The 25750-nt window shown below is 71.1% G+C and carries 27 protein-coding genes; 8 read left to right on the top strand and 19 right to left on the bottom strand.

Going from position 1 to position 25750, the window contains the following annotated elements; all coding sequences use genetic code 11:
* The first annotated feature begins 66 nt into the window (after positions 1–66).
* The gene (locus JJQ90_RS17795) at positions 67–453 is read left to right on the top strand and encodes a RidA family protein (RefSeq protein WP_216877590.1); all 387 of its coding nucleotides are present in this window, start codon (positions 67–69) and stop codon (positions 451–453) included.
* On the opposite strand, the gene JJQ90_RS17790 is transcribed toward JJQ90_RS17795, so the two are convergent.
* The 6 genes from JJQ90_RS17790 to JJQ90_RS17765 form a co-directional block, all read right to left on the bottom strand.
* Positions 447–920 (bottom strand): VOC family protein, encoded by a 474-nt coding sequence (locus tag JJQ90_RS17790; protein ID WP_216877589.1) that lies wholly within the window; start codon positions 918–920, stop codon positions 447–449. The genes JJQ90_RS17795 and JJQ90_RS17790 overlap by 7 nt on opposite strands.
* A complete protein-coding gene (locus tag JJQ90_RS17785; RefSeq protein ID WP_216877588.1) occupies positions 917–1342 on the bottom strand; it encodes a VOC family protein in 426 nt (141 codons plus the stop codon). The genes JJQ90_RS17790 and JJQ90_RS17785 overlap by 4 nt, the downstream gene beginning before the upstream one ends.
* Positions 1343–1423: 81 nt before the next feature.
* Positions 1424–2188: an SDR family NAD(P)-dependent oxidoreductase gene (locus JJQ90_RS17780; protein WP_216877587.1), complete on the bottom strand. Its 765-nt coding sequence runs from the start codon at positions 2186–2188 to the stop codon at positions 1424–1426.
* Entirely contained in the window at positions 2185–3159 is a 975-nt protein-coding gene (locus tag JJQ90_RS17775) for a 3-hydroxyacyl-CoA dehydrogenase family protein (protein WP_230410774.1), read from the bottom strand. Before JJQ90_RS17775 ends, JJQ90_RS17780 begins: the two co-directional genes overlap by 4 nt.
* A gap of 69 nt (positions 3160–3228) precedes the next feature.
* Positions 3229–3567 (bottom strand): hydroxyisourate hydrolase, encoded by a 339-nt coding sequence (gene uraH / locus JJQ90_RS17770; RefSeq protein WP_216877586.1) that lies wholly within the window; start codon positions 3565–3567, stop codon positions 3229–3231.
* Positions 3564–4745 carry a urate hydroxylase PuuD gene (locus tag JJQ90_RS17765; protein ID WP_216877585.1) on the bottom strand — a complete coding sequence of 394 codons (1182 nt, stop codon included), beginning with the start codon at positions 4743–4745 and terminating at the stop codon, positions 3564–3566. Before JJQ90_RS17765 ends, uraH begins: the two co-directional genes overlap by 4 nt.
* Before the next feature lie 167 nt (positions 4746–4912).
* Between JJQ90_RS17765 and JJQ90_RS17760 the strand changes: the two genes are divergently transcribed.
* From JJQ90_RS17760 to JJQ90_RS17745, 4 genes are all read left to right on the top strand, one after another.
* The gene (locus JJQ90_RS17760) at positions 4913–6199 is read left to right on the top strand and encodes an HlyC/CorC family transporter (protein WP_216877584.1); all 1287 of its coding nucleotides are present in this window, start codon (positions 4913–4915) and stop codon (positions 6197–6199) included.
* 62 nt (positions 6200–6261) lie between these two features.
* Positions 6262–7005 carry a maleate cis-trans isomerase family protein gene (locus tag JJQ90_RS17755; RefSeq protein WP_216877583.1) on the top strand — a complete coding sequence of 248 codons (744 nt, stop codon included), beginning with the start codon at positions 6262–6264 and terminating at the stop codon, positions 7003–7005.
* Positions 7006–7010: 5 nt separating this feature from the next.
* Positions 7011–8204, top strand: coding sequence for an FAD-dependent oxidoreductase (locus JJQ90_RS17750; protein ID WP_216877582.1), 1194 nt, complete (start codon positions 7011–7013; stop codon positions 8202–8204).
* A 91-nt stretch (positions 8205–8295) separates the two neighbouring features.
* Positions 8296–9993: a hypothetical protein gene (locus tag JJQ90_RS17745; RefSeq protein ID WP_216877581.1), complete on the top strand. Its 1698-nt coding sequence runs from the start codon at positions 8296–8298 to the stop codon at positions 9991–9993.
* Between the two features lie 6 nt (positions 9994–9999).
* Here JJQ90_RS17745 and JJQ90_RS17740 read toward each other — a convergent pair whose 3' ends face one another.
* The 3 genes from JJQ90_RS17740 to JJQ90_RS17730 form a co-directional block, all read right to left on the bottom strand.
* Positions 10000–10971: a Bug family tripartite tricarboxylate transporter substrate binding protein gene (locus JJQ90_RS17740; protein WP_216877580.1), complete on the bottom strand. Its 972-nt coding sequence runs from the start codon at positions 10969–10971 to the stop codon at positions 10000–10002.
* 165 nt (positions 10972–11136) lie between these two features.
* The gene (locus JJQ90_RS17735) at positions 11137–12507 is read right to left on the bottom strand and encodes a sensor histidine kinase (protein WP_216877579.1); all 1371 of its coding nucleotides are present in this window, start codon (positions 12505–12507) and stop codon (positions 11137–11139) included.
* Complete coding sequence (locus tag JJQ90_RS17730) at positions 12504–13175, bottom strand: response regulator transcription factor (protein WP_216877578.1); 672 nt, start codon at positions 13173–13175, stop codon at positions 12504–12506. Before JJQ90_RS17730 ends, JJQ90_RS17735 begins: the two co-directional genes overlap by 4 nt.
* 180 nt (positions 13176–13355) lie before the next feature.
* On the opposite strand from JJQ90_RS17730, the gene JJQ90_RS17725 reads away from it, so the two are divergent.
* Positions 13356–14177 (top strand): MipA/OmpV family protein, encoded by an 822-nt coding sequence (locus JJQ90_RS17725; RefSeq protein ID WP_216877577.1) that lies wholly within the window; start codon positions 13356–13358, stop codon positions 14175–14177.
* Positions 14178–14200: 23 nt separating this feature from the next.
* Positions 14201–14392, top strand: a complete 192-nt coding sequence (locus JJQ90_RS17720) for a hypothetical protein (protein ID WP_216877576.1) — start codon at positions 14201–14203, stop codon at positions 14390–14392.
* Here JJQ90_RS17720 and JJQ90_RS17715 read toward each other — a convergent pair.
* The 4 genes from JJQ90_RS17715 to JJQ90_RS17700 form a co-directional block, all read right to left on the bottom strand.
* The gene (locus tag JJQ90_RS17715) at positions 14362–14727 is read right to left on the bottom strand and encodes a cupin domain-containing protein (protein ID WP_216877575.1); all 366 of its coding nucleotides are present in this window, start codon (positions 14725–14727) and stop codon (positions 14362–14364) included. The genes JJQ90_RS17720 and JJQ90_RS17715 overlap by 31 nt on opposite strands.
* A gap of 11 nt (positions 14728–14738) precedes the next feature.
* Complete coding sequence (locus JJQ90_RS17710) at positions 14739–16028, bottom strand: adenylosuccinate synthase (RefSeq protein WP_216877574.1); 1290 nt, start codon at positions 16026–16028, stop codon at positions 14739–14741.
* A gap of 6 nt (positions 16029–16034) precedes the next feature.
* Complete coding sequence (locus tag JJQ90_RS17705; protein ID WP_216877573.1) at positions 16035–17189, bottom strand: ATP phosphoribosyltransferase regulatory subunit; 1155 nt, start codon at positions 17187–17189, stop codon at positions 16035–16037.
* 69 nt (positions 17190–17258) lie between these two features.
* Positions 17259–17888 (bottom strand): dioxygenase family protein, encoded by a 630-nt coding sequence (locus JJQ90_RS17700; protein ID WP_230410773.1) that lies wholly within the window; start codon positions 17886–17888, stop codon positions 17259–17261.
* An 87-nt stretch (positions 17889–17975) separates the two neighbouring features.
* On the opposite strand from JJQ90_RS17700, the gene JJQ90_RS17695 reads away from it, so the two are divergent.
* On the top strand, positions 17976–18512 hold the full coding sequence (locus JJQ90_RS17695) for a hypothetical protein (RefSeq protein WP_216877571.1): 537 nt from the start codon (positions 17976–17978) through the stop codon (positions 18510–18512).
* A gap of 7 nt (positions 18513–18519) precedes the next feature.
* Here JJQ90_RS17695 and serA read toward each other — a convergent pair whose 3' ends face one another.
* The 6 genes from serA to glmM all read right to left on the bottom strand — a co-directional run bounded on the left by serA (position 18520) and on the right by glmM (position 25685).
* Positions 18520–20112, bottom strand: a complete 1593-nt coding sequence (serA, locus tag JJQ90_RS17690; RefSeq protein WP_216877570.1) for a phosphoglycerate dehydrogenase — start codon at positions 20110–20112, stop codon at positions 18520–18522.
* The gene (locus JJQ90_RS17685; protein WP_216877569.1) at positions 20112–21281 is read right to left on the bottom strand and encodes a phosphoserine transaminase; all 1170 of its coding nucleotides are present in this window, start codon (positions 21279–21281) and stop codon (positions 20112–20114) included. The genes serA and JJQ90_RS17685 overlap by 1 nt, the downstream gene beginning before the upstream one ends.
* A 204-nt stretch (positions 21282–21485) precedes the next feature.
* Complete coding sequence (locus JJQ90_RS17680; protein WP_216877568.1) at positions 21486–22613, bottom strand: SLAC1 anion channel family protein; 1128 nt, start codon at positions 22611–22613, stop codon at positions 21486–21488.
* The gene (locus JJQ90_RS17675; protein ID WP_216877567.1) at positions 22610–23473 is read right to left on the bottom strand and encodes a PhzF family phenazine biosynthesis protein; all 864 of its coding nucleotides are present in this window, start codon (positions 23471–23473) and stop codon (positions 22610–22612) included. Before JJQ90_RS17675 ends, JJQ90_RS17680 begins: the two co-directional genes overlap by 4 nt.
* Positions 23470–24297: a bifunctional hydroxymethylpyrimidine kinase/phosphomethylpyrimidine kinase gene (thiD, locus tag JJQ90_RS17670; protein WP_216877566.1), complete on the bottom strand. Its 828-nt coding sequence runs from the start codon at positions 24295–24297 to the stop codon at positions 23470–23472. Before thiD ends, JJQ90_RS17675 begins: the two co-directional genes overlap by 4 nt.
* On the bottom strand, positions 24294–25685 hold the full coding sequence (gene glmM, locus JJQ90_RS17665) for a phosphoglucosamine mutase (RefSeq protein ID WP_216877565.1): 1392 nt from the start codon (positions 25683–25685) through the stop codon (positions 24294–24296). The genes thiD and glmM overlap by 4 nt, the downstream gene beginning before the upstream one ends.
* Between the last annotated feature and the right edge of the window lie 65 nt (positions 25686–25750).

The raw sequence follows: 25750 nt of genomic DNA, 5'->3' as shown, positions 1-25750 counted from the left end.
TCGGGCTGTTGCCAGGGCATGTTGGAACGCGCTTCCTGGCCCCGTCCAGCCAGGAGAGCCGTCGCCATGCCCGAGATCAGCCGCTTCATGCCGCCCGCCACCGGCCGCGCCTGGCCACCCTTCGCCATCTCCGTCCGGCACGGCCCGACGCTCTACGTCTCCGGCATCGGGCCGATGGGGCCGGATGGCGTGCCGAAGGATGATTTCGCGGCGCAATTCGCCATCGTCCTCGGCCATCTGCAACGCGCGCTGGAGGAAGGTGGCAGCGACATGCGCAACATCCTGAAGGCGAATGTGCTGCTGACGCGGGCAGGCGACGTGGCGGAGATGAACCGCCTCTATGCCGAGGCCTTCCCCGCCGACGCCCTGCCGGCCCGCACCACCTGCGTCGTCGCCGCGCTGCCGGTTCCCGAATTCCTGCTGGAGATCGAGTGCATCGCGGCGGTCTATTGAGCGGCGTCGCGCGCGGCGCGCAGCGCGGCGAGGTCGAGCTTCGTCATGCCCATCATCGCCTGCATCACGCGGCCGCGCCGGGCCGCATCCGCGTCGCGCATCATGCTGGCGAGTTCAGCCGGCACGATCTGCCAGGAAAAGCCGTAGCGGTCGGTCAGCCAGCCGCATTGGTTGGTCGCGCCGCCTTCGGAAAGGCGGGTCCAGAAATGGTCGATCTGCGCCTGGTCGGCGCAATCGACGATCAGCGACGTGGCTGGCGTCGGCCGGTAATGCGGCCCGCCATTGAGGCCGAGGAAGCGCTGGCCATCCAGGCTGAACTCCACCGTCAGCACCGGCGCTTCCGGCGCCGGGCGCATGCGGCCGGCGAGCTCCGCCGGCTTGCCGCCCTCGCGGAAGATGGCGGTGTAGAGGTTCGCCGCCGCCTCCGCCTGGCCGTCGAACCACAGGCACAGGGTCATGCCGGTCATGCGCCCTTCCCCATCGCTTCGGTGGCGGCTTCCATGTCCATCCACATCACTTCCCAGATATGGCCGTCCGGGTCCTGGTAGCTGCGGCCATACATGAAGCCGTGATCCTGCACCGGCAGCGGATCTGCGTCACCGCCGGCGGCGGCGGCGCGGCGCACCAGGTCATCCACCTCCGCCCGGCTGTCGGCGGACAGGCAGATCAGCACCTCGCAGGCCTTGTGGGCATCGACAATGGGCTTGCTGGTGAACTGCCGGAACTTGTCATGGGTCAGCAGCATGGCGTGGATGGTCTCGGAGAAGACCATGCAGGCGGCGGTGTCGTCGCTGAATTGCGGGTTTTTGCTGGCGCCGACCTTCTCGTGAAAGGCGACGGCGCGCGGCAGGTCGGTGACCGGCAGGTTGACGAAGATCATCCGTGGCATGGGTGGCCTCCATTGAGTGCCACCCATCACTGAACCATTTAGTTTAGTATATCAAGCCGACCCGCTTCACGAGGTCGCGACTCAGGTCGTCAGCCCGCCATCCACCACCACCGTCTGGCCCGTGACCATGGCGGCGCCGGCCAGCAGGAAGACGATGACCTCCGCCAGATCCTCCGGCGTGCAGCGGCGCTTCAGCAGCGCGCCCTCGATCGAGGAACGGCGCTGTTCCTCGGTCCATTCGATCATCCAGGTGCTGTCCACCGCGCCCGGCGCCACGGCGTTCACCCGCACCTCCGGCGCCAGCCCGCGCGCCAGGTTCTTCGTCAATGAAATCACGCCGGCCTTTGTCGCGCCGTAGGCCATGGAGGAGCCGGCGGAGTTGATGCCGGCGATGGAGGCGATGTTGACCATGGCACCCCCCGCCGCCCGCAGCGCCGGCCCGGCCGCCTTGGCGCAGCGGAAGACGCCACGAAGGTTCACCTCGAGCACCGCGTCCCAGAGCTCCTCCGTCAGCCGGTCGAATTCATGGGGCGCGATGGCGGTCGGCGTGCCGGGCGTGCCGGCATTGTTCACCAGGTAGTCGAGCCGCCCGAGATCGGCGGCCGCCTGTCGCACCATCCGCTCCGCATCCGCCGCATCGCCGACATTGCCCGGCGCGGCCAGGATGCGCGCATTGGTCTCCGCCTGCAGCGCGGCGACGGAAGCCGGCCCGCGCGCATCGCCTTCGAGAAAATTCACCGCCACATCGCAGCCGCTGCGCGCCAGCAGCGTCGCGGTGGCCAGCCCGATGCCGGAGGCGCCGCCGGTCACCAGCGCCGCCTTGCCCCGCAAATCATAGGTGATCATGCGCCCTCTCCCTTGTCCCGCCCCTGCCCCGCCAGCGTGCCGATCTGCCGCAGCGCGCGTTTCAGCGCGAGCAGCCGGCGGTCCCGGTCCTCCAGCACATCCGCCGTCTCGCCCGGCCAGTCGTAGAAGCCGGCGCCGGCCATCACGCCGGTGCGGCCCTGCGCCACCATCGCATCCACCGCCTCGCATTTCCCGCGCACCGGCGGCGGTTCGTACATGCGGTTGCGCAGGCTGGTCTGAGTGAAGGCGAGGCCGGTGAAATCCGCCTTGGCCAGCACGCCCAGGATCGGCAGGCGCAGCGAGATGCCCTCGATGATCGCGGTGTCGATCTCCTCGGCCGTCGCGATCCCCTCATCCAGCAGCTTCTGGACTTCCAGCCCGATGGCGGATTGCACGCGGTTGGCGATGTAGCCGGGGATGAACTTGCGCATCACCACCGGGCGCTTGCCCATGGCGCGGCAGAAATCGGCGGCGAACTGCACCACCGCCGGGTCGCAGGCCGGGCCGCCGACGATGTCCACCAGATCGACCAGATAGGGCGGCGTGTACCAGTGCATGATGACGGCCCGCGCCTGGCGCCGTTCCGGGATCAGCGGGAAGGGGTCGAGGTAGCTGGTATTGCTGGCGATGATCGCGGCCTCCGGCGCCAGCCGGTCCAGCTCCTCGAACAGCGCGCGCTTGGCGTCCGGCTGTTCGATGATGGCTTCCAGGATGAGGTCCGCCTCCTCCACCGCCTCGGCCAGCACCGGCAGGCGCGTGACGGCGTGGTGCAGCCAGTCGGCATCGGCCTCCCGCGGTGCCTCGCCGGCCACCACCAGCGTCTCCAGCGCCGTCTCCATCAGCCCGCCGGCCTTGTCGAGGGTGGCCATGCTGCTGTCGGTCAGCCGCACCTCATGCCCGCCCAGGGCGAAGACCAGGGCCAGCGCATGCCCCATGGTGCCCGCGCCGATGACCGCGACCTTGATGCCCATTTGCGTCTCATCCCTGTCAGAAGCGGCGAAACTGGCCTCTGCGGCGGCGGCGGGCAAGACGGGCGGCGGTCAACTGCCGCGATAGGTGGAATAGGACCAGGGCGAGCAGAGCAGCGGCACGTGGTAGTGCCCCTGCCCTTCCCGCAGCGTCACCACGATCGGCACGACGTCGAGAAAACCCGCCCCGCCGAAATGCGCGCCGATATGGAAGCGCAGTTCGTAGCGCCCGGCGACGAAGCTTTCGGCATTCAGCAGCGGCGCATCGGTGCGGCCATCGGCGTTGGTCACGGCCTGCGTGACCTTCACCGGGCCGCCCGCCCCGATCCGGAACAGTTCCACCATCACGCCCTGGGCGGGGCGGCCGGTGGCGGTGTCGAGGATATGGGTGGTCAGGGCGGAGGCCTTCATTCGCGCGGCGCCCCGGCGGCGACCCAGGCGATCAGCTTCGCCCGCTCCTCCGCCGTGATCTCCGTCAGGTTGCCGGGCGGCATGGCCTCCGTCGCCACCTGCTGGCGGATGGATTGCGCCCAGCGGCGGATCTGCCCGGCTTCATCCAGCCGCACGCCCTTCGGCGCCTCGACAAAACCCTCCTGGGTCGGCTGCGCCGCGTGGCAGCTCGCGCAGCGCGCGGCGGTGATGGCCTGCACCTCGGCGAAGGCCGGCGCTTCCCCGCCCGCCGGGCCGCGCGCGGGCATCAGGGCGAAGGCCATCAGCCCGATCACCGCCACCGCCGCGATGGGCAGCGCCACCGGGTTGCGGCCGAATTGCCGCAGCACGAAGAACTGCCGCACCAGCGCGCCCGCCAGGGTGATGGCCAGCAGCACCACCCAGTTCCATTGCGCGCCCCAGGTCATCGGGTAATGCGGGCTGATCATCAGGAACAGCACCGGCAGGGTCAGATAGGTGTTGTGGACGCTGCGCTGCTTGCCCCAGCGGCCGTATTTCGCATCCGGCACCTGCCCCGCCTGCATCGCGGCGACCATCTTCCGCTGCCCCGGAATGATGACCATGGCGACATTCGCCACCATGATCGTCCCGGTCATCGCCCCGATCTGGAGAAAGGCGCCGCGGCCGGAAAACACATGGCAGGCGACGAAGGCGGCGACCACCAGCAGCCCCACCCCGAAGGCCGAGAGCAGCGCCTCGTTCTCCCCCCATTTCGAGCGGCAGGCGAGGTCATAGACCACCCACCCCGCCACCAGCATCGTGGCCGAGATTGCCACCGCCACACCCGGCGCCAGGTCCATCACCGCCGGATCGACCAGATAGGTACTGGCCTGGCCCCAGTAGATCAGCATGAACAGCGAGAACCCGCTGATCCAGGTCCAGTAGGCCTCCCATTTGAACCAGTGCAGCCGCTCCGGCAGGCTGGCCGGCGCGTTCAGGTATTTCTGCTTGTGGTAGAAGCCGCCGCCATGGATCGACCACTGCTCCCCCTTCACCAGGGGGTTGCCGTCCCGCGGGGCGTCGAGCTGGTTGTCCAGGCCGATGAAATAGAAGCTGGTGCCGATCCAGGCGATGCCGGTGATCAGGTGCAGCCAGCGGATCAGCAGGTTCGCCCATTCGGCGAGGTAGGCGAGGTCCATCTTGTGCGAGTCCCCTGGCCCCGGAACGCTCCGGCGGCACGCGATTGCAAAGCAACATTCACGCCAGCCCGGCCCCGCCGCAAGCACCGCCCTGCGCGATTCGGCTTACCTGTGCTAGCTTCCCCAAACGGCCGATCCCGGCCGGCAATACGGAGAGACGACGCGCGATGGATGGCACCAGCCTGTTGATGCTTGGCATCATCCTGGCCCTGCTCTGCGCCTCTGCGCTGTTCTCCGGGACCGAAACCGCCTTCACCGCTGCCAGCCGCGCCTTCGTCACCCGCCGCGCCAAGGAAGGCGACCGCAAGGCGGTGACACTCGGCCGGCTGAGCGAGCGCAAGGACCGCGTGGTCGCCGCCATCCTGGTCGGCAACAACCTGGTCAATACCACAGCCACGGCGCTGGCCTCCGCCCTGCTGATTTCCTGGTTCGGGGAAGGCGGCGTCGCCTATGCCTCCCTCGTCATGACCGCCCTGCTGGTGGTGTTCTCCGAGGTCCTGCCGAAGACCCTCGCCCTGCGCAGCCCGGACACGGCGGCCTTGCGCGTCGTGCCCGTGCTGTCCGGCACCATGCGGCTGCTGGGGCCGGTCGCCGATGTGGTGAACCTGCTGGTCCGCTTCACCCTGCGCGTCTTCGGCGGCCGCCCGCCGGAGGTCGAGAAGCCGGGCATCACGGAAGACGAATTGCTCGGCGCGATCGACCTGCATGGCATGGGCCACCAGGGCTCCGCCGACCTCGCCGCGCGCCAGGAACGCAGCATGCTGCGCGGCGTGCTGGCGCTGGATGACATGGTCATGCGCGACGTGATGACCCACCGTTCCCGCGTCACCAGCCTGAATGCGGCCGAACCGCCGGAGCAGCTTCTGGCCAAGGTACTGGCCTCGGGCCACAGCCGCTTTCCGCTGCTGGGGGCGGGCGAGGAAATCCTGGGCGTGGTGCATGCCCGCGACGTGCTGCGCGCCCTGCATGCGGCGGGCGATGACCGGGCGCGGATGGACCTGCGCGCCGTGGCCCATCCGGCCACGCTGGTCATCGAAAGCCGCCCGCTGCGGGAACAGCTTCAGGATTTCCGCAAGGCGCCGATCAAGATGGCCATGGTGCTCGACGAATACGGCTCGCTGAAGGGCATCGTGACGCTGGAGGACATCATGGAAGTGGTGGTCGGCCAGATCGCGGAGCGCGGCGAGGCCATCCTCGGCGACCTGGCGCAGGAGGGGCAGGTGGAGGTGCGCGGCGATGTCCGCGTGCGCGACATCAACCGCGAGCTGGGCTGGGAACTGCCGGAGGATGAGGCCGCGACCATCGGCGGCCTGGCCGTGGCGCGCCATCGGGGCATTCCCAAGGTCGGCGCCGAGATCACCGTCGAGGGCTTCACGCTGCGGGTGATGGAACGCCGCGGCCTGCGCATCGACCGCCTCTCGGTGCGTCCGCCGGAACCGCCCATACAACATTGACGCAGGCTTCCCGATCGCCCGGACCCTCTCTAACCTGTCCGGACAATTGGGAGATTCCTCGCATGGCGGATGCTCTGGGCTGGCGGAAGAAGATCGGTGTCGTGGTGCCCTCCACCAACACCATCGTGCAGCCGGAGATGGATGTGCTGCGCCCCGCCGGCGTGACCTTCCACCTCGCCCGCGTCTCCATCAAGGAACGGCCGCTGACCAGCGAACAGGCCTTCCTGGAACATGTGCAGGCGATGCGCGACGGGCTCGGCGCCGCCATCGAGCAGGTGATGACCTGCGCGCCGGACCACCTGGTGATGGGCGTGGCGCTGGAAGCCTTCTGGGGCGGCCTCGCGGCGTCGGAGAAGCTGACGGCGGAGCTGGAGGCCAAGGCCGGCGTCGGCGTCAGCATGGGCAGCTTCGCCACCGCCGCCGCGCTGCGCGCCTTCGGCGCCCGCCGCATCGCCATCCTCACCCCGCACCAGCCGCGCGGCGATGAGATGGTGCGCGCCTGGTTCGTCGAGGCGGGGTTCGAGGTGGTGGCGCTGAAGGGCCTGAAATGCCCCTCCCCGCGCGAAATCGCCCAGGTGCAGCCACAGGCCATCCGCGACAGCCTGCGGGAGCTGGATGCGCCGGGGGTGGAGGCGCTGGTGCAGGTCGGCACCAACCTCGTCGGCGTCGATGTGGCGGCGGAAGGGGAACGCTGGTTCGGCAAGCCGGTGCTGGCGATCAATGCCGTGCTCGCCTGGCATGCGATGCGCGCCACCGGCATCGAGGATCGCATCCCCGGCCATGGCCGCCTGCTGGCGGAGCATTGATCCGCATGGCCGATCCGCAGGTCCTGGTCGCCGGCGCCGGCCCCGCGGGGCTGACGGCGGCGCTGATGCTGGCCCGCGCCGGCATCGCCGTGCGCGTGCTGGAACGCCATACGGAACCCTTCGAGGACCCGCGCGCCGCCACCATCCACCCCCCGACGATGGAGATGCTTTTCGAATCGGGCGTCACGGCCGACCTGCTGGCGGAGGGTATCCGGGCGCCGGTCTGGCAGTTTCGCGGGCGGGAGGAAGGGGTGGTCGCGGAATTCGACCTCTCGATCCTGGCCGATGCCACCCCCTTCCCCTTCCGGCTGCAATGCGAACAGCACAAGCTGTGCCGCATCCTGCTGCGGCACCTGGAGGCCTTCGCGCATGCCGAGGTCCTGTGGGGTGTGACCGTCGCCGATGCGGCGCAGGATGCCGATGGCGTCACCGTGACGACCTCGGAGGGCGACCTCCACCGCGCCGCCTATCTGCTCGGCGCCGATGGCGGGCGCAGCGTGGTGCGGAAAAGCCAGAGCATCGCCTTCGAGGGCTTCACCTATCCCGAGCGCTTCCTGGTGGTGACCACGCCGCGGGACATGGCGGCGAAGGGCTATGCCATTTCTTCCTACGTCTCGGACCCCGTCACCTGGTGCGCGCTGTTCAAGGTGCCGGGCAAGGCGCCGCCGGGCCTGTGGCGAATCGTCTTCCCGACCGATCCGGAAGCGCCGGAGGCCGAGCTGCTGGACCGCGTCGCCGCGGCCCGGCGCCTGGCCACGCTGATCCCCGACCCGGAAGGCTATGAGGTGGTGCACACAAACCTCTATGCCGTGCACCAGCGCGTCGCCGCGAACTTCCGCAAGGGTCGCGTGCTGCTGGCCGGCGATGCGGCGCATGTGAACAATCCGCTCGGCGGCATGGGCATGAATTTCGGCGTGCATGACGCCATCCTCGCCGCGGAGCGAATCGCCGCCGTTCTGGCGGGCGGCGATGACGATCTGCTGGACCGCTACGACCGCCAGCGCCGCAAGGTGGCGGAGGCCTTCCTGCAGGCCATGACCATCGCGAACAAGAAGACGCTGGAGGAGAAGGACCCTGCCGCACGCCTGGCACGGCTGGATGAGCTCCGCGCGACGGCTGCCGACCCGGCCAAGGCGCGGGCGCATCTGCTGAAGACCAGCATGATCGAGGGAGTCCGCGCCGCCGCCGCCATCCCGTGAAACAGGCGCGAAACCCGGCGCTATAGGCCGCATTGGACCGGCACCCCGCTTCCTGGATAGGCTGGCCCCAACCAGATCACGGGAGCCCGCCATGCGCCGCCGTCTTGCGACCTTCGTCTTCAGCACCGCCGTCACCGGCGCCATCGCCCTGCTCGGCGTGGGCGCCCTGGCGCAGGCGGAGGCGGAGCGGCAGCTCGACGCCGCGCTGGAAAGGCTGCGCGGCAGCTTCGGCGCCGATGCGCAGCTCGCCGTGGGCATGCGCCAGGTGGACCCGGTGACGGGCCGCGCCCGGCTCGGCGACCTGACCATCACCTCGGCGCGGGAGCGGCTGTCGGTCACCGAATTGCTGGTGCAGGACGTCACGGAACGGCGGCTGGGCCGGGCGGAGGCCCGCTCCGTGGTGCTGCTGACCAATATCGGCACGGAGGATGACCGCTTCGAGCTGGCCCGCCTGGTGCTGGGTGGCATGGCGCTGCCCGCCCCCGGCGAGCCCTTCGCGCTGGAGACCTTCGAGCTCGGCACCATGGAGCTGGAGTCGCTGCGCGGCACCGGCAAGAACGGCAACCTCTCCGTCGGCCGTGCTTCGGCGGAGGGCTATGGGCCGGGCGTGCTGGGCGCCGCGACGCTGGAAGGCGTGGACTTCCGCGACGACGGGAAGGGCGGCACCAGCTTCCGCCTCGGCCGCGTCGCCGTGCAATCCATGGTGCTGCCGCCGCTGGATGGCTCGATGCCCGATCCGCGCCAGTTCTCCGTGCAGAACCTGACCCTGGAAGGCGCCACCCTGCGCGATCCGGAGAAGCAGGTGGACCTCGCCATCGGCCGATTCGCGGTGCGGGACTGGGTGCCGGGCCGCACCACGGATGTGGCGCTGGAAGGCGTGCGGCTGGCCGCGCCCTTCGGCCAGCTCGGCGCCGGCGACCTGCGCATCGGCCGCATCGCCGCCCAGGGCATCGACATCGCCACCACCATCGCCGCGGTGATGGACGACAAGCAGGTGCCGGACCCGGTGGTCGGCACACCGCAGAGCATCGTGCTGGAAGGCATGGCGGCGGAGGCCGGCGGCCAGCAGGTGTTCAGCCTCGGCCGGATGCTGGTGGAGGCCTCCATGGACCAGAGCGGGCTGGCCAGCACCGGCATGGCCCTGCAGGGGCTGCGCGTCAGCCTGCCGCCCGGCGCCGCCCCCTGGCTGGACCAGGCGGGCTACCGCGACCTTGGCGGCGGGCTGGAATTGCGCGGCACGGTGCGGCGCGCCGATGGGGCGATGGATATCGACCCCTTCCGCATCGCCTGGGACCAGGCGGTGACCCTCACGCTGCGCGCCGACCTGATCGGCATGCCGCTGCCGACCCCGGGCGAGGCCCGCGACAACGACGCCTATATGGCCCGGTTGATGCAGGCGCGGCTGCGCAGCCTGTCGCTGAGCCTGCGCGACCAGGGGCTGCTCGGCCGTGCCATCGCCCAGCAGGCTCGCCAGCAGCGCATGCCGGAGGAGCGGCTGCGGGAACAGATGGCCCAGGCGGCGCTCGCCATGCCGGTCCCCGGCGCACCGCCGCCCGGCCGCCCGGCCCCGGCCCGCAAGGGCGCCCCGGCCGCCGCCCCCGCCGCGCCGGCCGCCGACCCCTTCCTGCCGGTGCGCCAGGCGATCGCCAGCTTCATCCGCCAGCCGCGGGAGCTGGAATTCAGCCTGCGTCCGGCCGAGCCGATCAGCTTCGGCGAGCTGGAGGGCCTGACCGCCGCCGGCCCCGCCGAGACGGCGCGGCGGCTGGGCCTGACGGCAGTGGCACGCTGAACCCTTCTACTGGAAGCGGATCCCGGCGCTCCGCACCACCTCCCCCCAGCGCGCCACATCGGCGCGCAGCCGGGCGGCGAAGGGCTCCGGCCCCTCGCCCAGCGGATCGGCGCCGATCTGCGCCATGCGGGCCTGCACGGCGGGCTTCTGCAGGGCCGCCGCAACGATGCCGTGGATGCGCGCGACCACCGCCGGCGGCATGCCCTTCGGCCCCATCAGCCCGTTCCAGGTGATCGTCTCGAAATCAGGCACCACCTCCGCGATCGCCGGCACCTCGGGCAGGGCGGCGGCGCGGCCGGTGCTGGAGACGCCGAACAGCCGCACCGCCGGGTTCCGGGCATGCGGCACGGCCTCCGACAGATTGGCGAACATCACCGGCGCGTTGCCGGCGATCAGATCGGCCAGGGCGGGCGCGCCGCCGCGATAGGGCACATGTTCCGCCTGCACGCCGATGCGTTGCAGCAGCAGCGCCATCGACAGGTGCTGGAAGCTGCCGACGCCGCCGGAGGCATAGGGGAAGTTGCCCGACCGCGCCCGCATCCAGGCGATCAGCCCGGGCAGGTCGGTGGCCTCCACGCTGCGATGGGCCATCAGCACGAAGGGGTTGGTGCCGAGGTTCACGATCGGCGTCACATCCGCCACCGGATCGAAGCGCGGCGCCTGGGCCATCGCCACCGGCGCCACCGCCAGCACGGCCACCGCCACCATCATCAAGGTATGGCCATCGGCCGGGGCGCGCACCATCGCCTCCGCCGCGATCAACCCGCCGGCGCCGGTGCGGTTCTCCACCACGAAGCTGCCGCCGGGAATCTCGGCCTGCAGCATCTCCGCCGTCAGCCGCGCCAGCCCATCGGTGTTCCCGCCCGGGGCGAAGGGCACCAGGATGCGCACCGGCCGGTCCGGCCAGGCGGGCTGGGCGCGCAGGATGGTGGGCGCGGCGAGCAGGGGCAGGGTGGCGAGGAGATGGCGTCGGAACATGGCGTCGTGTCCTTCAGGCTTCCCCACAGGATAGACATGCGACGCGCCTCTCCGGCACCCGGCTTTCACGCGGAAGCGGGCGGCCCGGCGAGGCCGCTGCCGGCAAGGCGATCAGGCCGCCGGCCGCCCTGCCCGGAATGCAGGCGATGGCGCCTGGAACCGGTCTCAACCCATCGCGCCTTCGACCTGCCCCTGGACCGGGGGAAACCGAAGCCGGAAGACGGCACCCGGATTCCCATCCCGCAGCTCGATGCTCGCGCCATGGGCGCGCAGCACCTCGCGCACGATGTACAGGCCAAGCCCTGCCCCCGTGCCGCCGCCGGCCCGCTGGAAGGCCTCGAACACCCGCTCCCGCGCCTCCGCCGGCACGCCCTTGCCATGGTCGGCGACCTCCAGCACGCCATCGACCCCGATCCGCAATTCCACCTGCACGCCGGGTCCGCCATGGGCCAGGGCATTGCCCAGCAGGTTCAGCAACACGCTGCGCAGCGACGGCGGATCGCCCTGGATGACCCAGCGCGGGACGGCGCTGTGGAAGGCGATGTCGCTGCCGGAATCGAGTGCGAGCGGCACGATTTCCGCCACCACCTCGCGGGCCAGCCCCACCATCTCCACCGGCTGGACGGCCACCGCGCCGACCTCGGCCTGGGCGTGCTGCATCCGCTCCAGGTCCAGCAACTGGTCGGCCAGCAGGGCGAGGCGCCGGAGGTCGAGCCGCAGCCGCTGGCGCGTCGCGCCCTCGGGCAGTTCATCGAGCCGCAGGGACAGGATGGCGATCGGCGTGCGCAGTTCATGCGCGGCATTGGCAATGAAGCGGCGCTGGCGCTCATGCTCCTTCTCCAACCGGTCGAAGGCGGCATTGGCGGCGGTGACCAAAGGCAGGATTTCACCGGGCACGCCCGCCACCGGCAGCAGCACCTGGTGCTGGCCCGGCACAAGCCGGCTGGCGGCCGCGGCGGCGGCGCGGATCGGGCGCAGCAGGAAGCCGACCAGCCACCAGGTCACCAGGCTGGTGCAGACCGAGATGACCGCAACCGCCTTCAGCCAGTACCCGAGCCATTCTGTGACCCAGGCCCAGATGCCGGCGGAGAGGCTGCCGCGTTGCCCCCCGATCAACGCCCCCACGCGACGGCCTTCGGTCCAGATGTCGATGGCAACGCCGACCGGCAGCTCCGCCCGCGCCCCCAGCGTACCGCCCTCACCCGGCCACAGGCCGACGGGCGGCAAGCCTCTGCCGCCGAGCACACGGGCGGTTCCGTCCGATGCCCCGAACCAGAATTCGGGCGTGGCCTGCATATAGGCTTCCATGGCGAGCGTCGGCGCGAAGACCAGCACGCCCCGCGCGTCGCGGCGCAGCGATTCCGCGAGCAACCTCGTGGCCTGTTCCGTCGCGAACCACTCGCGCAGCGATCCGGGGCTGGCGAAGACCAGTGGCTGGGACAGCAGCAACAGCAGAATTCCAACCGAATGGAAGCTGATGAGCCCGATGGTCATGCGCCGCGCGAGGGATGGCGGCCGGTCGGCACAGCGCTTCATTCGGCGCGCGCCATGTAGCCGACGCCGCGCACGGGATGGATGCCCACCCGCGCCTGGCTCTCGGCCAGCCGCCGGCGCAGCCGCGAGACATGGGAATCCAGCGTGTTCGAGACCGGCGCATCGTCCAGGCCGAAGACCGCGCTCTCGATCGTCTCGCGCAGCACCACGCGCCCGGCGCGGCGCAGCAGCAATTCCAGCACCGCCAGCTCGCGGCGCGGCAGATGCAGCGGCACCTCCGCCACGCGCGCCTCGCGATGTACCAGGTCGAAGCTGAGCGCGCCCAGCACCAGCGGCTCCGGCGCCGCGCCGGAACGGCGGCGCATCACCACGCGCAGCCGGGCGAGCAGTTCGTCCAGCTCGAAGGGCTTGGCGAGGTAGTCCTCGGCCCCGGCATCCAGCCCCTCCACCCGATCGGTGGTCTGCCCCCGGGCGGTCAGCACGATGACCGGCGGCGGATCGGCCAGCCGGCGCAGCACGGGCAGCAACCGCAGCCCGTCGCCATCGGGCAGGCCACGGTCCAGCAGCACGGCGCGCAGCCCCGGCTCCCGCACCGCCTCCCACGCCTGTTCCAGGTCGGGCACCCAGTCGACGACGAAGCCGCGCCGCGCCAGCGCCACGCGCAGCGCCCCTGCCAATTCGACCTCGTCTTCCACCAGCAGGATACGCATGGGCCTCTCGGTTCTAGGCATGGGATCGGGCCGGGATGACCGGCGGCGCCAGCATTCCACGGCCAGGTTGCCGGAAGCTGACGCGCCGGGGCCGCGACCGTGCCAGCTTGCCGCAATCCAGCGGCGGTAGAAGGAGGCTCATTCCGGGACTCGCCCGGAACGCCACCAAGGATCGCCTGCATGACGCCTGAAACACGCCGCCTTCGCCAGACATCCCGCACCTTGGCCACCCTGATCCTGGCGGGGGCCGCGACCGCCCTGCCCCTGGCGGCCCAGGCCCAGCCGGCGCCGCTTGCCGCCGGTGGCTGGTCGCTGCGGCTGGGGGCCGGCGCGGCCGTCGGCCCGGCCTATCCGGGCAGCGAGACGACCCAGGTCTCGCCCTTCCCGCTGGTCGATCTCGCCTACCGCCCCGCTCTGCCGCTGCTCGATACCGTCTTCCTCAATCCGCGCGACGGGCTGGGCGTGGTCGCCTTCCGCCAGGGTCCCTTCTCCATCGGCGGCTCCATCGGCTATGCGCCGGGCCGCGACCAGGACGTGGCGGCGCGGCTTCAGGGCATGGGCGATATCGAGGGCGCGGCCCGGGCCAAACTGTTCCTGCGCGGCGATTTCGGCCGCTTCGGCCTGTCGCTGGAGGCGGCGCGCGCCCTGGGCGACCAGGAGGGCACCACGCTGACCATCGGCGCCTCCATGCGCCAGCCGGTCGGCCCCCGCCTGATGCTGCTCGGCCGGGTCGAGGCGAGCTGGGCGGATGAGGAAAGCATGCAACAATGGTTCGGCGTGACATCCCGGCAGGCCAGCCGGTCCCGCTTCGCCGCCTACAATGCCGAGGCCGGGTTCCGCTCGGTCCAGGGCAGCCTCACCGCGATCTACAGCCTCAGCGATCGGTGGTCGCTGAACGGCACGGCGGGGGTGGCGCAATTGCTGGGCGATGCGGCGGACAGCCCGATCACCGAAAGCAAGACCCAGCCCTTCGGCCTGGTCGGCGTGACCTACCGATTCTGAAAGGTCAGCAGGAGATCGTCACGATGAGCACGCGCGCATTGATCGGCCTGATGGCGCTGCTCGTGCTGGCGTGGCTCATCGCGATGGATCAGGTCGCCCAGCATAGCTGGGACATCTGGGCCTGCGCCGCCGAGGCGATGCTGCCGGAGGATGACGGCTGGTGGGCCTTCATTCCGGCGGCGTCTCAGCCGAAGCCCTTGCCCTGCTTGCGATAGGCCTCGCGCGGCGGGGCGAAGATATCCAGCACGCGGCAGCCTTCCGGGCCGGCCTTCATGGTATGCGGCACGCCGCCCGGGGTCCGCCAGAAGTCGCCCTTCTTCACGGCGATCTCCTCCCCACCCTGGATGCGCACGGCGCTGCCATCCAGCAGCACGCCCCATTGCTCCTCCGGATGGTCGTGCATCGTGCCCATGGCATTGGGGGCGATGCGGACGACGGAGAGCATGGCGTGCTCGCCCGGAAAGATGCGGGTGGTGACGCCCGGCGCCAATTCGCGGGCCAGGCCCTGCGTCTCGTCATCCAGGTTGTGGAATTCTTCGGCCTGGCTCATGGCTGGGGTCCTTATCCCGCAAAAGGGTCGCGCAGCATGATGGTGTCGTCGCGGTCCGGGCTGGTCGACAGCAGCACCACCGGCGCTTCCACCAGCTCCTCGATCCGGCGCACATATTTCACCGCCTCGGCCGGCAGTTCGGCGTAGCTGCGGGCACCGCGGGTGGAGCCGGCCCAGCCCTGCAGCACCTCGAAGACCGGCACCGCCTTTTCCTGCGCCGCGATGGAGGCCGGCAGACGCTTCATCATCTGGCCGTCCACCGTATAGCCGGTGCAGATGCGCAGTTCCGGCAGGCCGTCCAGCACGTCGAGCTTGGTCAGCACCAGCCCCTCGATGCCGCCGACCTTCACCGCCTGGCGGACCATGCAGGCATCGAACCAGCCGCAGCGGCGCGGGCGGCCGGTGACGGTGCCGAATTCATGGCCCTTTTCGCCCAGCAGCCGCCCGGTCTCGTCCTTCAACTCGGTCGGGAAAGGGCCGCTGCCGACGCGGGTGGTGTAGGCCTTGGCGATGCCGAGCACATAGCCGATCTGCTTCGGCCCGACGCCCGACCCGGCCGCCGCATTGCCGGCGACGGTGTTGGAGGAGGTGACGAAGGGATAGGTGCCGTGGTCGACATCCAGCATCACCGCCTGCGCGCCCTCGAACAGCACGCGCTTGCCCTCGTGATGCGCGGCGTCCAGCAGTTCCCAGACCGGCTCGGCGAAGGGCAGCAGCTTCGGCGCCAGTTCCAGCAGCCGGTCCAGCAGGTCCTGCTTCTCGAAGGTCTCGGCGCCGAGGCCCTTGAGCAGGGTGTTGTGGTGCAGCAGCAGCTCATCCAGCTTGTGCGACAGCACCTCCGGCTCCGCCAGGTCGGACAGGCGGATGGCGCGGCGCGCCACCTTGTCCTCATAGGCCGGGCCGATGCCGCGCCCGGTGGTGCCGATGGCATGCGCCCCGCGGGCCACTTCCCGCGCCTTGTCGATGGCCGAGTGCAGCGGCAGGATCAGCGGCACATTTTCGGCGATGCGCAGGTTCTCGGGCGTGACGGACAGGCCCTGGGCCGTGACGCGGGCGATTTCCGACAGCAGCGCATCCGGGTCCAGCACCACGCCATTGCCGATGACGCCGAGCTTGCCGCGCACCACGCCGGAGGGCAGCAGCGACAGCTTGTAGACCTGGTTGCCCACCACCAGCGTATGGCCGGCATTATGGCCACCCTGGAAGCGCACGACGATATCGGCCCGGCTGGCGAGCCAGTCGACAACCTTCCCCTTGCCCTCGTCGCCCCACTGGGCGCCGATCACGGCGACATTGGCCATGTCGAACTACTCCTGGATTGCTTCCGGCAGGGGGCGCAGGGCGCCATTGCCGTCCATCAGATGGGTGCAGCGCAGGGACTGCGCGGTATCGCTGGGCGCGAGCTGCGCCAAGGTGGCGTGGCCCTGGGCGCGCAGGGCGGCAGCCCGGGCGGCATCGGCGCCTGCGGGCAGGAAGACGCGCAGGCGCACAGGCCCGGGGGCGACGGCGCGCTGCACCGCATCAGGGTACAGCGTCATGCCCGTCGCCGGCTCCTCACCGGACAGGTAGCGGCCACCGCGCGCCAGCTCCCCGGTGCGGCCGGCGCCGAAGATCGTGAAGGCGACGCCCGTGTGATATTGCAGCCCGCGGAATTCCAGCGGGTCGAGGGTGATGCGCAGTCCCGGCGCGCGGGCGCGAATCGCCTCCACCACCGCCGCGGCATGGTCGGCGATCTGCCGCGCGGCGGGCGGCAAAGCCTCTGCTGCCAAAACAGCGAGCGCGGCATCGGCGGGGCCGGCGGCGGCCAGCAATGCGGGCAGCAGCAGCGCGGCGCCGCCGGCGCGGGCAGCGTGGTCGGCGACCGCCGCCGCATCCTTGCGGTCCAGCGCCCGGGCCAGCTTGCGGCGCGCATCGCCCTGCACATCCGCCGCATCCAGCAGCGCAGGCGCCAGGCGTGGCAAAGTGATGTCCAGCGAGGCCTCGGTGATGCCGACGGCGGCAAGCGCCTCCGCCGCCACGGCGGCCACTTCCGCATCCGCCTCGGCGCTTTCCGGCCCGATCAGCTCGATGCCCGCCTGCGGCAATTGCCGCGCGGGGGCGAGCTGGGTGCCCTGCACCCGCAGCACCTGGCCCGCATAGCTCAGCCGCAATGGGCGCGGCACGCGGGCCAGCCGCGTGGCGGCGATGCGGGCGACCTGCGGCGTGGTATCCGCGCGCAGCCCCATCATCCGGTGGCTGACCGGGTCCATCAGCCGGAAGGTCTGTTCGGCGACGGCGGCGCCGGAACCGGCGAGCAGGCTGTCCTCGAATTCCAGCAGCGGGGGCTTCACCCGCTCATAGCCATGGCGCGCGAAGACCTCCGCCAGGACCTCGACGAGCATCGCCTCGCGCTCCGCCTCGGGCGGCAGCACGTCGGAAAGGCCTGCGGGCAGAAGGGCGGGATTCGGAGGATCGTCGGTCATGAGGTCTTCGCGCCGTGTGAAGGCGGCGCGTGTGTGGCAGGGGGGCGGCCCCTCCGCAACCCCTGGCGCTCAGACAAGAACGATATCGAATTCCGCCCGCTGCCCTTCATCCGTGCTGGAAAGCCGTGCCAGCAGCAAAGCGCGGCGCGCCTCCGCCACGCGGCGCAGCAGGCCATCCTGGGCGTTCAGCGGCTCATCCGGGAAATAGATCTGGGTGGTCAGCGGCGCGCCGCCGCCCGGGGGATGGGCGCGCAGATGGATATGCGGGGTGCGGCCCGGATACCGGCCGGGGCGGATGGTACGGAAGGCGTAGCGCCCGGCGGCATCGGCCACGGCGCGGCCATAGCCCTGGAAGCCGGTGTCGCGCTGCGCCAGTCGGCCGTCGCGCGGATGCAGGTAGATGCCGGCATCATCGGCCTGCCAGATCTCGATCCGCGCCCCGGGCAACGCCGCGCCATCCAGGCTGCGCACCTGCCCTTCCAGCAGCAGCGGCCGGCCCGCCGCCTGCCGCCCCTGCCCGGCCACGCGACGCAGGTCGGCATCGGCGTCGGTGGGAATGGCGCGGGGGTAGTAGGGCCCCTCCATCTGCGCCGGCGTGCCCAGCGCCTGGCCCTGGGCGGGGGCGCAGCCGATGGGCAGCAAGGCGGGCGCCAGAAGGATCAGGCCCCGGCGATGCAGGGCGGGAAGATGTAGGGTCATGGGCCTCTGCATGCCCTGGCCGGCGCGTCCCGGTCACGTCACGAATGGTGACTTGCCCGCGCCGCCGCCCGGCGCAAGATGGCGGGCATGACCCGATACCGCGCCATCCTGCCCCTGCTGCTCGCCGCCGCCTGCGCCGATCCGGCCGCCCAGCATCTGGGGGGCTTCGGCGACCCGGTGCGCGGCGCCGCGCTCTCCGCCCCCTGGTGGCTGGGCGATACCTCCCGCCTCGCCGGCAACCCCGCCCAGGCCGCCCGCGCCGCCGTGCAGTTGGAGGTGGTGGCCGCCGCACTGCGGGACGATCCGCGCTACCGGCACGAGGCCTCCGGCCCCGCTTTGCACGCCACCCGCCTCGGCGTGGCGGAACTGCGGCAGGCGATCGGCATCGCGCCGGAGGCCCCCGCCGCATCGGTGATCGCCGCGCTGCGTGACGCCGCGGCCGCGCTGGACCAGGGCCGCCCGGCGCGGGCGGAGGCGGCGCTGACTGGCGCGGATTTTCCGCTCGGCCCCGCCGGCACCCTGGCCCGGCTAGGCGCCCTGCCCCGGCTGCCGCGCGTCTCGGAAGGCGCGGCGGCGGCCTATGGCGAAATCCGCCGGCTGGACGGCAACGCCCGCGCCGGCTGAGCCCCCTTCAGAAGGCCAGCGGCGTCGCCCGCGTGACCAGCGGCAGCGCCCGCACCGTGGCCAGCACCGCATCCGGCACCGGCGCATCCAGGCCCACCAGGCAGATCGCATCCCCACCCGGCATGTTGCGGCCCAGATGGAAGGTGGCGATGTTGATGCCCGCATCGGCCAGGGTGGTGCCGAAATGGCCGATGAAGCCGGGGCGGTCCTGGTTCGTCACATACAGCATGTGCGAGGCGAAATCGGCCTCCACCGCGATGCCCTTGATCTCCACCAGGCGCGGCTTGCCGGTGCCCACCAGCGTGCCGGCGACGGAGCGGTTGAGGCCCTGCGTCACCACCGTCACGCGCACCAGCGTGGCATAGTCGCCGCTGCGTTCCAGAACCGTCTCCGCCACCTCGATGCCGCGTTCGCGGGCCACCACGGGGGCGTTGACCATGTTCACCGCGCCCATCATCGGCGTCAGCACGCCGGCCAGCGCGGCGGCGGTCAGCGGGCGCTGGTTCAGCTCCGCCGCCTGGCCCTCATAGGCGACATGGATCGCCTTGATCTCCTCGCCCTGGGCGGCGGTGAGCTGGCCGGCCAGCGCGCCGAGCTGGCGCGCGAGCTCCATATAGGGCCGCAGGCGAGGTGCCTCCTCCGCGGTGACGGAGGGCATGTTGATGGCGTTGGAAACGGCGCCGGTGAGCAGGAAGTCGCTCATCTGCTCCGCCACCTGAAGCGCCACATTCTCCTGCGCCTCCGCCGTCGCCGCACCCAGATGCGGGGTGCAGACCACGTTTTCCAGCGTGAACAGCGGGCTGTCGGTCGCCGGCTCCGTCTCGAACACGTCGAGCGCGGCGCCGGCGAGATGGCCGGCCTTCAGCGCGTCATACAGCGCCGCCTCATCCACCAACCCGCCGCGGGCGCAGTTGATCAGCCGCGCGCCCTTCTTCATGGCGAAGATGCGCTCGCGCGAGAGGATGTTGCGTGTCTGCTCCGTCATCGGCGCGTGAATCGTGAGAAAATCGGCGCGCGCGACCAGGGCGTCGAGGTCCACCTTCTCCACGCCCAGCTCCAGCGCCCGCTTCTCCGACAGGAAGGGGTCGAAGGCGATAACCTTCATGTGCAGGCCGACGGCGCGGTTGGCGACGATGCTGCCGATATTGCCCGCGCCCACCAGGCCAAGCGTCTTGCCGGACAGCTCCACGCCCATGAAGCGGTTCTTCTCCCACTTCCCGGCCTTGGTGCTGGCGCTGGCCTCGGGGATCTGCCGGGCCAGCGCGAACATCATCGCGATGGCGTGCTCCGCCGTGGTGATGGCGTTGCCATAGGGCGTGTTCATCACGACGACGCCGCGCGCCGTGGCGCTCGACACATCGACATTGTCGACACCGATGCCGGCGCGCCCCACCACCTTCAGCCGCGGCGCGGCATCCAGCATTTCGCGAGTCACCTTGGTGGCGCTGCGGATCGCGAGGCCATCATAGTCGCCGATGATCTCGCGCAGTTCGGCGGGCTTCAGGCCGGGCTTGAAATCCACCTCGATGCCGCGCGCCTGGAAGATGGCGATCGACGCCGGCGAGAGCTTGTCGCTGATGAGAACCTTGGGGGCGGCCATCACGCGGCCGCCTTCTGCTGCGCTTCAACCTGGCCAAAGGCCCAGTCGAGCCAGGGCAGCAGCACCTCGATGTCGGAGGTCTCCACCGTCGCGCCACCCCAGATACGCAGGCCCGGCGGCGCGTCGCGGTAGTTCGCGACGTCGAGCGCCACGCCTTCCTTCTCGACCAGCGAGGCCAGTTTCTTCGCCGCAGCCGCCTGGCCCTCGGCGTCCAGCGCCGTGAACCAGGGCGCCACGATCTTCAGGCAGATGGAGGTGCAGGACCGCGTCGCCGCATCCTCGGCCAGGAAGTCCACCCAGGGGGTCTTCGCCACCCAATCGGCGATGGCGGCCAGATTGCCTTCCGACCGCGCGATCAGGCCCTTCAGCCCGCCCACCGATTCGGCCCAGCGCAGCCCGTCCAGCGCATCCTCGACGCAGAGCATGGAGGGGGTGTTGATGGTCTCGCCCTTGAACACGCCCTCCGCCAGCTTGCCGCCCTTGGTCAGGCGGAACACTTTTGGCAGTGGCCAGGCGGGGGTGTAGGATTCCAGGCGGGCGACGGCGCGGGGCGACAGGGCCAGCATGCCATGCGCGGCCTCGCCCCCCAGCACCTTCTGCCAGGACCAGGTGACCACATCCAGCTTGTTCCAGGGCAGGTCCATGGCGAAGGCGGCGCTGGTGGCGTCGCAAATGGCCAGGCCCTCGCGATCGTCCGGAATCCAGTCGCCATTGGGCACGCGGACGCCGCTGGTGGTGCCGTTCCAGACGAAGACGACGTCCTTCTTCCAATCCAGCGAAGCCAGGTCCGGCAGCTTGCCATAGGGCGCCTTCAGCACCCGCGCATCGGCCAGCTTCAGCTCCTTGACCACGTCCGAGGCCCAGTCGGCGGAGAAGGATTCCCAGGCGGGAATCTCGACGCCCCGCGCGCCCAGCAGCGACCACAGCGCCATCTCGACCGCGCCGGTGTCGGAGCCCGGGACGATGCCGAGCCGCCAGCCCTCGGGCATGGCGAGCACGGCTTTCGACAGGGTGATGACCTCGGCGAGGCGCGCCTTCGGTCCGGCGGCGCGATGGCTGCGGCCCAGCTCGGCGCCTTCCAGCGCGGCCAGCGTCCAGCCGGGACGCTTGGCACAGGGGCCAGAGGAGAAACGGGGATTCTTCGGACGCAGGTCCGGCTTTGTCGCCATGGTGGCAGGCTCCCTTCCAGAAGCAGATGCGCCCCGGTGGGGGGGCGTGGCCCGCTGGAAGGGTTAGACCCGCGCCGTCAGGCGCGCAAGCCGGCTCGTTTCATGCGCGCCGAACAGGAGTGCCGCCCAGCATATGGGCGCGCATGAGAGGGCGACGCCCCCCTCACCCCGGCCCTCTCCCCCGTCGGGGGGAGAGGGAGTGGATCAATGCGCTTCCGGCCGCAGGAACACGCCGGCGCGGGCGGCGGCGAAGGTGCGCCAGGCGATCCAGCCGGTCAGGCCGGTGGTCACGGCGAGCGCCAGCCCGGCCAGCAGCGGGTGGAAGCCTTCCGCCATCAGCAGCACGGCGAAGGCGGCGGTCGGGAAGGTGAAGCCCCACCAGGACAGGCTGAAGGGCACCCAGGCAAACTCCCGCGCCAGCGACAGCAGCGCCGCCGCCATCAGCAGCGCGACGCCGGTGAAGGTCAGGGAGAGGCTATGCGCCTCCCCGGTCAGGGCGATCACCGCCAGCGCGCCGACGGCCGGCGGCGCGAGGAAGATCGCCACGCTGGGACGCATGGCGAGCGGCAGCGGCGGACCGGCGATCAGCCGGTACAGCAGCAGCGGCGTGATCGCGACCCACATCAGCAGCCCGACGCCGAAGATCATCCAGGAGGCGTCATGGAAGCCCATCCGCGCGCCAAAGACCGGCGCCAGGATATTGCCGACGAAGGGAATCAGCAGCGGCGGCGCCAGCATCGCCACCTCCCCCCGCCCGGCCAGCAGCCGGCGCAGGATGCCCATGGCCACCACCAGGTGCAGCGGCACCGCGATGCACCACAGCGCGGCACCAAAGCCGGGCGCATAGGGGTGCACGGCGCCGGACAGGATCAGCAATCCGATGGTCGGCGCCGCGGCGAAGGCCACGCGCACGGGATGGCGGAATTCGGCCCACATCGCCTCCGGATGCCGCAGCGCCCTCAGCGCCTGCGCGCCCACCACCAGCAGCCAGACCAGCGCGGTCAGCGCCAGCAGCACCTCCCCCACAAAGCCCGGCATGCCGAGCGAGACGGAGGCCTCCCGCCAGGCGAGGCCGACACCGCCGAGGCCCATGGGCATCACCAGCAAGGGCAGTGGCAGATGCGCCAGGCCGGGCGGCGCCGGCGGCACCGGCACGGCGGCGGGCGGCGCCACCGGGGGGGCCGGCGGCTGGCTCGGCACCGGCGGCAGCCCGCCGGCCTCGATCGGCGCGGCCTCGGCCGGCACGGCGGCGGGGCGGGGCTTTGCGGGGGCTTTCGCGGGAGCTTTCCCGGGGGCCTTCACCGTGGCGCCGCGTTTGCGCGTCCCGCTCACAACGTTGCCTCGCCGCGCAGCACCGGCACGCAGCCGCCGCCGACGGTGGCGCGAATGCCATCCGGGGCGCGTCGCGCGGTGGTGCGCAGCAGGCTCGGCCGGCCCATCTCGACGCCCTGGGTGATGTCCCAGGCGCCGCTCTCGGCCCCCGACAGTTTCAGCAGCAGCGCGGCCAGCGGCGCCGCCGCGCTGCCGGTCGCCGCATCCTCCAGCGTGCCGCCGAGCGGCGCGAACATGCGCGCGCGCACGGTCTTCCCTTCCGGCACATACAGGTACAGGGCGAAGCGCCCGGCCAGCGCCGGAGTCGCCCCGAGCACCGCGCGGAAGGCGGCAAAATCGGGCTGGGCGCGGCCCAATGCCTCCGCCGTCACCTCGGCCAGCACGAAGGGATTGCCGCAGCCGGCCTGGACCGGGGCGTGGTTCGCGACCACCACATCCGACTCCACCAGGCCCACGGCGCGGGCGATATCGGCGGCGGCGAATTCCACGCCGAGCTTCAACGGCTGCGGCGCCGAAATGTCGGTATTGCCATCCGTCACCCGCACCTCGACCAGCCCGGCGATCTCCTCGAAGCGCAGCAGGCCGTCCACGGCGCGATCAGCCAGCACGAAGCCGGTGCCGACATTGGGATGGCCAGCGAAGGGCATCTCGTATTGCCGGGTGAAGATGCGCACCCGGGCGGTATTGGCCGGGTCCTCCGGCGGCAGCACGAAGGTGGTCTCGGAGAGGTTGAACTCAGCCGCCAGCGCCTGCATTTCGGCGTCGCTCAGCCCGCGCGCATCCGGAAACACCGCGAGCTGGTTGCCGCCGAAGCGGCGGTCGGTGAACACGTCCACCGTGACAAAGGGGAAGCTTCTCACACAAGTCTCTCCAATCGGGCCGGGTCCATGGTGACACCATGGCCCAGCGGTCCATGCCCCTGCCCCAGCCCGGGCGCCGCCAGCATGGCGGCCCGGACATAGGCGCGGGCGCGCGCCACCGTCGCCGGCAGCGACATGCCCTGCGCCAGGCCACAGGCGATGGCGGAGGCCAGGGTGCAGCCGGTGCCATGCGTGCTGGTGCTGTCGATGCGGCGGCTTTCGAAGATCTCGGTGCCTTCCGGCGTCGCCAGGATGTCGGTCAGCACCGCGCCATCCAGATGCCCGCCCTTCACCAGCACGGCCCGCACGCCGAGCCGCAGCAGCGCCTCCGCCGCCCGGTGCATGGCGGGCACGTCCGTGACCGCGAAGCCGACCAGCGCCTCGGCCTCCGGCAGGTTGGGGGTAATCAGGGCGGCCATGGGCAGCAGCCGCTCCGTCAGCGTCGCCACCGCATCCGCTGCCAGCAGCCGGTGCCCCCCCTTGGCCACCATCACCGGATCCGCGACCAGCGGGATGCCAGAGCCATAGGCCGCCAGCGCGTCACAGACCGCACCGATGGTGGCGACATCGGCCAGCATGCCGGTCTTGATCGCATCGGCGCCGATATCCTCCAGCACCAGCTGGATCTGCTGCCGGATGAAGTCGGGGGGCACGCCCATCACCCCCTGCACGCCCAGCGTGTTCTGCGCCGTCAGTGCGGTGATGGCGGTCGCGGCATAGCCGCCCAGCGCCGTGACCGCCTTGATATCCGCCTGGATGCCCGCCCCGCCGCCGGAATCCGACCCGGCGCAGACGAGCACGCGACCCTTGCGCGCCCCACTCATTCGGCGGCAACCGTCTTCTTCACGGCAGAGGCCGCCGCCCGTGCGCGGATCAGCCCGGCCAGTTCCGCGACCACCGCCCGCATCTCCGCCGCATCCTCCGCCTCCGCCATCACCCGGATCAGCGGTTCGGTGCCCGAGGGCCGCACCAGCACGCGCCCCCGCGCGCCGAGCCGCGTGCCGGCCGCCGCGATGGCCGCCATCACCTCCGCATCGCTCAGCGGCGAGGGGCCGGTGTAGCGGATATTCTCCAGAAGCTGCGGCAGCGGGGTGAAGCGGCGGCACACCTCGCTGGCCGGACGCTTCTCCTCCACCAGCAGGGCCAGCACCTGGAGCGCGGCCAGCAGACCGTCACCCGTGGTGGCGAAATCGGAAAGGATCACATGGCCGGATTGCTCGCCGCCCAGGTTGCAGCCGGCCTCCCGCATCCGCTCGCCCACATAGCGGTCGCCCACCTTGGTCCGGTGCAGCGCCAAGCCGAGGCCCTCCAGATGCCGCTCCAGCCCCAGATTCGACATCACCGTGGCCACCACCCCGCCGCCCGCAAGCCGGCCATCCCGATGCCAGGCGCCGGCGATGGTGGCCAGGATCTGGTCGCCATCGATGATCCGCCCCTGCTCGTCGCACAGCGCCAGCCGGTCCGCATCGCCATCCAGCGCGATGCCGAGATCGGCCCGGCGTTCCCGCACCAGCTCCCCCAACCGCCCCGGCGCGGTCGCGCCGCAATCGCGGTTGATGTTGAAGCCATCCGGTGAGACGCCCGTTGTGACGACCTCCGCCCCCAATTCCCACAGCACGGTGGGCGCGACCTTGTAGGCGGCGCCGTTCGCGCAATCGACGGCGATGCGCAGCCCTTCCAGGCTGCGGCCGCGCGGGAAGGCGGATTTGGCGGCCTCGATATAGCGGCCCGGCGCATCCTCCAGCCGGCTGGCGCGGCCGAGCTTGGAGGGGGCGGCCAGCGAGTCGAGGAAATGCGGCGCATCCATCAGCGCCTCGATCTCGGCTTCCTGGGCATCCGACAGCTTCAGCCCATCCGGCCCGAACAGCTTGATGCCATTGTCCTCATAGAGGTTGTGGCTGGCCGAGATCATCACGCCGAGGTCGCAGCGCAGGCTGCGGGTCAGCATGGCGATGGCCGGGGTCGGCAGCGGGCCGACGAGCATAACATCCATCCCCGCGCCGACGAAGCCCGCCGTCATCGCCGGTTCCAGCATATAGCCGGACAGGCGCGTATCCTTGCCGATGACGACGCGGTGCTTGTGGCTGCCGCGGTTGAAGAAGCGGCCCGCGGCCTGGCCCAGGCGCAGGGCGGTGCCGGCATCCATGGGGGGGCGGTTCGCCGTACCACGGATGCCATCGGTGCCGAAGAGTTTGCGGGGCGGTGCGCTCATGCGGTCGGTTATAACGACCGCATCGCGCTTTGACATCGCCGCCCGTTGGGGTGGCACCCGTGAGG

It is taken from the genome of Falsiroseomonas oleicola, from assembly GCF_019029495.1.
GTDB lineage: Bacteria > Pseudomonadota > Alphaproteobacteria > Acetobacterales > Acetobacteraceae > Falsiroseomonas > Falsiroseomonas oleicola.
The sequence above is the reverse complement of the archived record's forward strand: the minus strand, read 5'-3'. Positions and strand labels throughout refer to the sequence as shown.

Excerpts from the sequence above, each read along its gene's own strand:
- JJQ90_RS17780 (WP_216877587.1), bottom strand. The coding sequence starts at position 2,188 with ATGATCACCTATGATTTGCGGGGCAAGGCGGCGCTGGTGACCGGCGGC.
- JJQ90_RS17720 (WP_216877576.1), top strand. The coding sequence starts at position 14,201 with ATGAGCACGCGCGCATTGATCGGCCTGATGGCGCTGCTCGTGCTGGCG.
- JJQ90_RS17725 (WP_216877577.1), top strand. The coding sequence starts at position 13,356 with ATGACGCCTGAAACACGCCGCCTTCGCCAGACATCCCGCACCTTGGCC.
- JJQ90_RS17730 (WP_216877578.1), bottom strand. The coding sequence starts at position 13,175 with ATGCGTATCCTGCTGGTGGAAGACGAGGTCGAATTGGCAGGGGCGCTG.
- JJQ90_RS17705 (WP_216877573.1), bottom strand. The coding sequence starts at position 17,189 with ATGACCGACGATCCTCCGAATCCCGCCCTTCTGCCCGCAGGCCTTTCC.
- JJQ90_RS17695 (WP_216877571.1), top strand. The coding sequence starts at position 17,976 with ATGACCCGATACCGCGCCATCCTGCCCCTGCTGCTCGCCGCCGCCTGC.
- JJQ90_RS17795 (WP_216877590.1), top strand. The coding sequence starts at position 67 with ATGCCCGAGATCAGCCGCTTCATGCCGCCCGCCACCGGCCGCGCCTGG.
- JJQ90_RS17790 (WP_216877589.1), bottom strand. The coding sequence starts at position 920 with ATGACCGGCATGACCCTGTGCCTGTGGTTCGACGGCCAGGCGGAGGCG.
- JJQ90_RS17715 (WP_216877575.1), bottom strand. The coding sequence starts at position 14,727 with ATGAGCCAGGCCGAAGAATTCCACAACCTGGATGACGAGACGCAGGGC.
- JJQ90_RS17755 (WP_216877583.1), top strand. The coding sequence starts at position 6,262 with ATGGCGGATGCTCTGGGCTGGCGGAAGAAGATCGGTGTCGTGGTGCCC.
- JJQ90_RS17765 (WP_216877585.1), bottom strand. The coding sequence starts at position 4,745 with ATGGACCTCGCCTACCTCGCCGAATGGGCGAACCTGCTGATCCGCTGG.
- JJQ90_RS17745 (WP_216877581.1), top strand. The coding sequence starts at position 8,296 with ATGCGCCGCCGTCTTGCGACCTTCGTCTTCAGCACCGCCGTCACCGGC.
- JJQ90_RS17710 (WP_216877574.1), bottom strand. The coding sequence starts at position 16,028 with ATGGCCAATGTCGCCGTGATCGGCGCCCAGTGGGGCGACGAGGGCAAG.
- JJQ90_RS17685 (WP_216877569.1), bottom strand. The coding sequence starts at position 21,281 with ATGGCGACAAAGCCGGACCTGCGTCCGAAGAATCCCCGTTTCTCCTCT.
- JJQ90_RS17760 (WP_216877584.1), top strand. The coding sequence starts at position 4,913 with ATGGATGGCACCAGCCTGTTGATGCTTGGCATCATCCTGGCCCTGCTC.
- JJQ90_RS17740 (WP_216877580.1), bottom strand. The coding sequence starts at position 10,971 with ATGTTCCGACGCCATCTCCTCGCCACCCTGCCCCTGCTCGCCGCGCCC.
- serA (WP_216877570.1), bottom strand. The coding sequence starts at position 20,112 with ATGGCCGCCCCCAAGGTTCTCATCAGCGACAAGCTCTCGCCGGCGTCG.
- thiD (WP_216877566.1), bottom strand. The coding sequence starts at position 24,297 with ATGAGTGGGGCGCGCAAGGGTCGCGTGCTCGTCTGCGCCGGGTCGGAT.
- JJQ90_RS17735 (WP_216877579.1), bottom strand. The coding sequence starts at position 12,507 with ATGAAGCGCTGTGCCGACCGGCCGCCATCCCTCGCGCGGCGCATGACC.
- glmM (WP_216877565.1), bottom strand. The coding sequence starts at position 25,685 with ATGAGCGCACCGCCCCGCAAACTCTTCGGCACCGATGGCATCCGTGGT.
- JJQ90_RS17750 (WP_216877582.1), top strand. The coding sequence starts at position 7,011 with ATGGCCGATCCGCAGGTCCTGGTCGCCGGCGCCGGCCCCGCGGGGCTG.
- JJQ90_RS17700 (WP_230410773.1), bottom strand. The coding sequence starts at position 17,888 with ATGACCCTACATCTTCCCGCCCTGCATCGCCGGGGCCTGATCCTTCTG.
- JJQ90_RS17785 (WP_216877588.1), bottom strand. The coding sequence starts at position 1,342 with ATGCCACGGATGATCTTCGTCAACCTGCCGGTCACCGACCTGCCGCGC.
- JJQ90_RS17775 (WP_230410774.1), bottom strand. The coding sequence starts at position 3,159 with ATGGGCATCAAGGTCGCGGTCATCGGCGCGGGCACCATGGGGCATGCG.
- uraH (WP_216877586.1), bottom strand. The coding sequence starts at position 3,567 with ATGAAGGCCTCCGCCCTGACCACCCATATCCTCGACACCGCCACCGGC.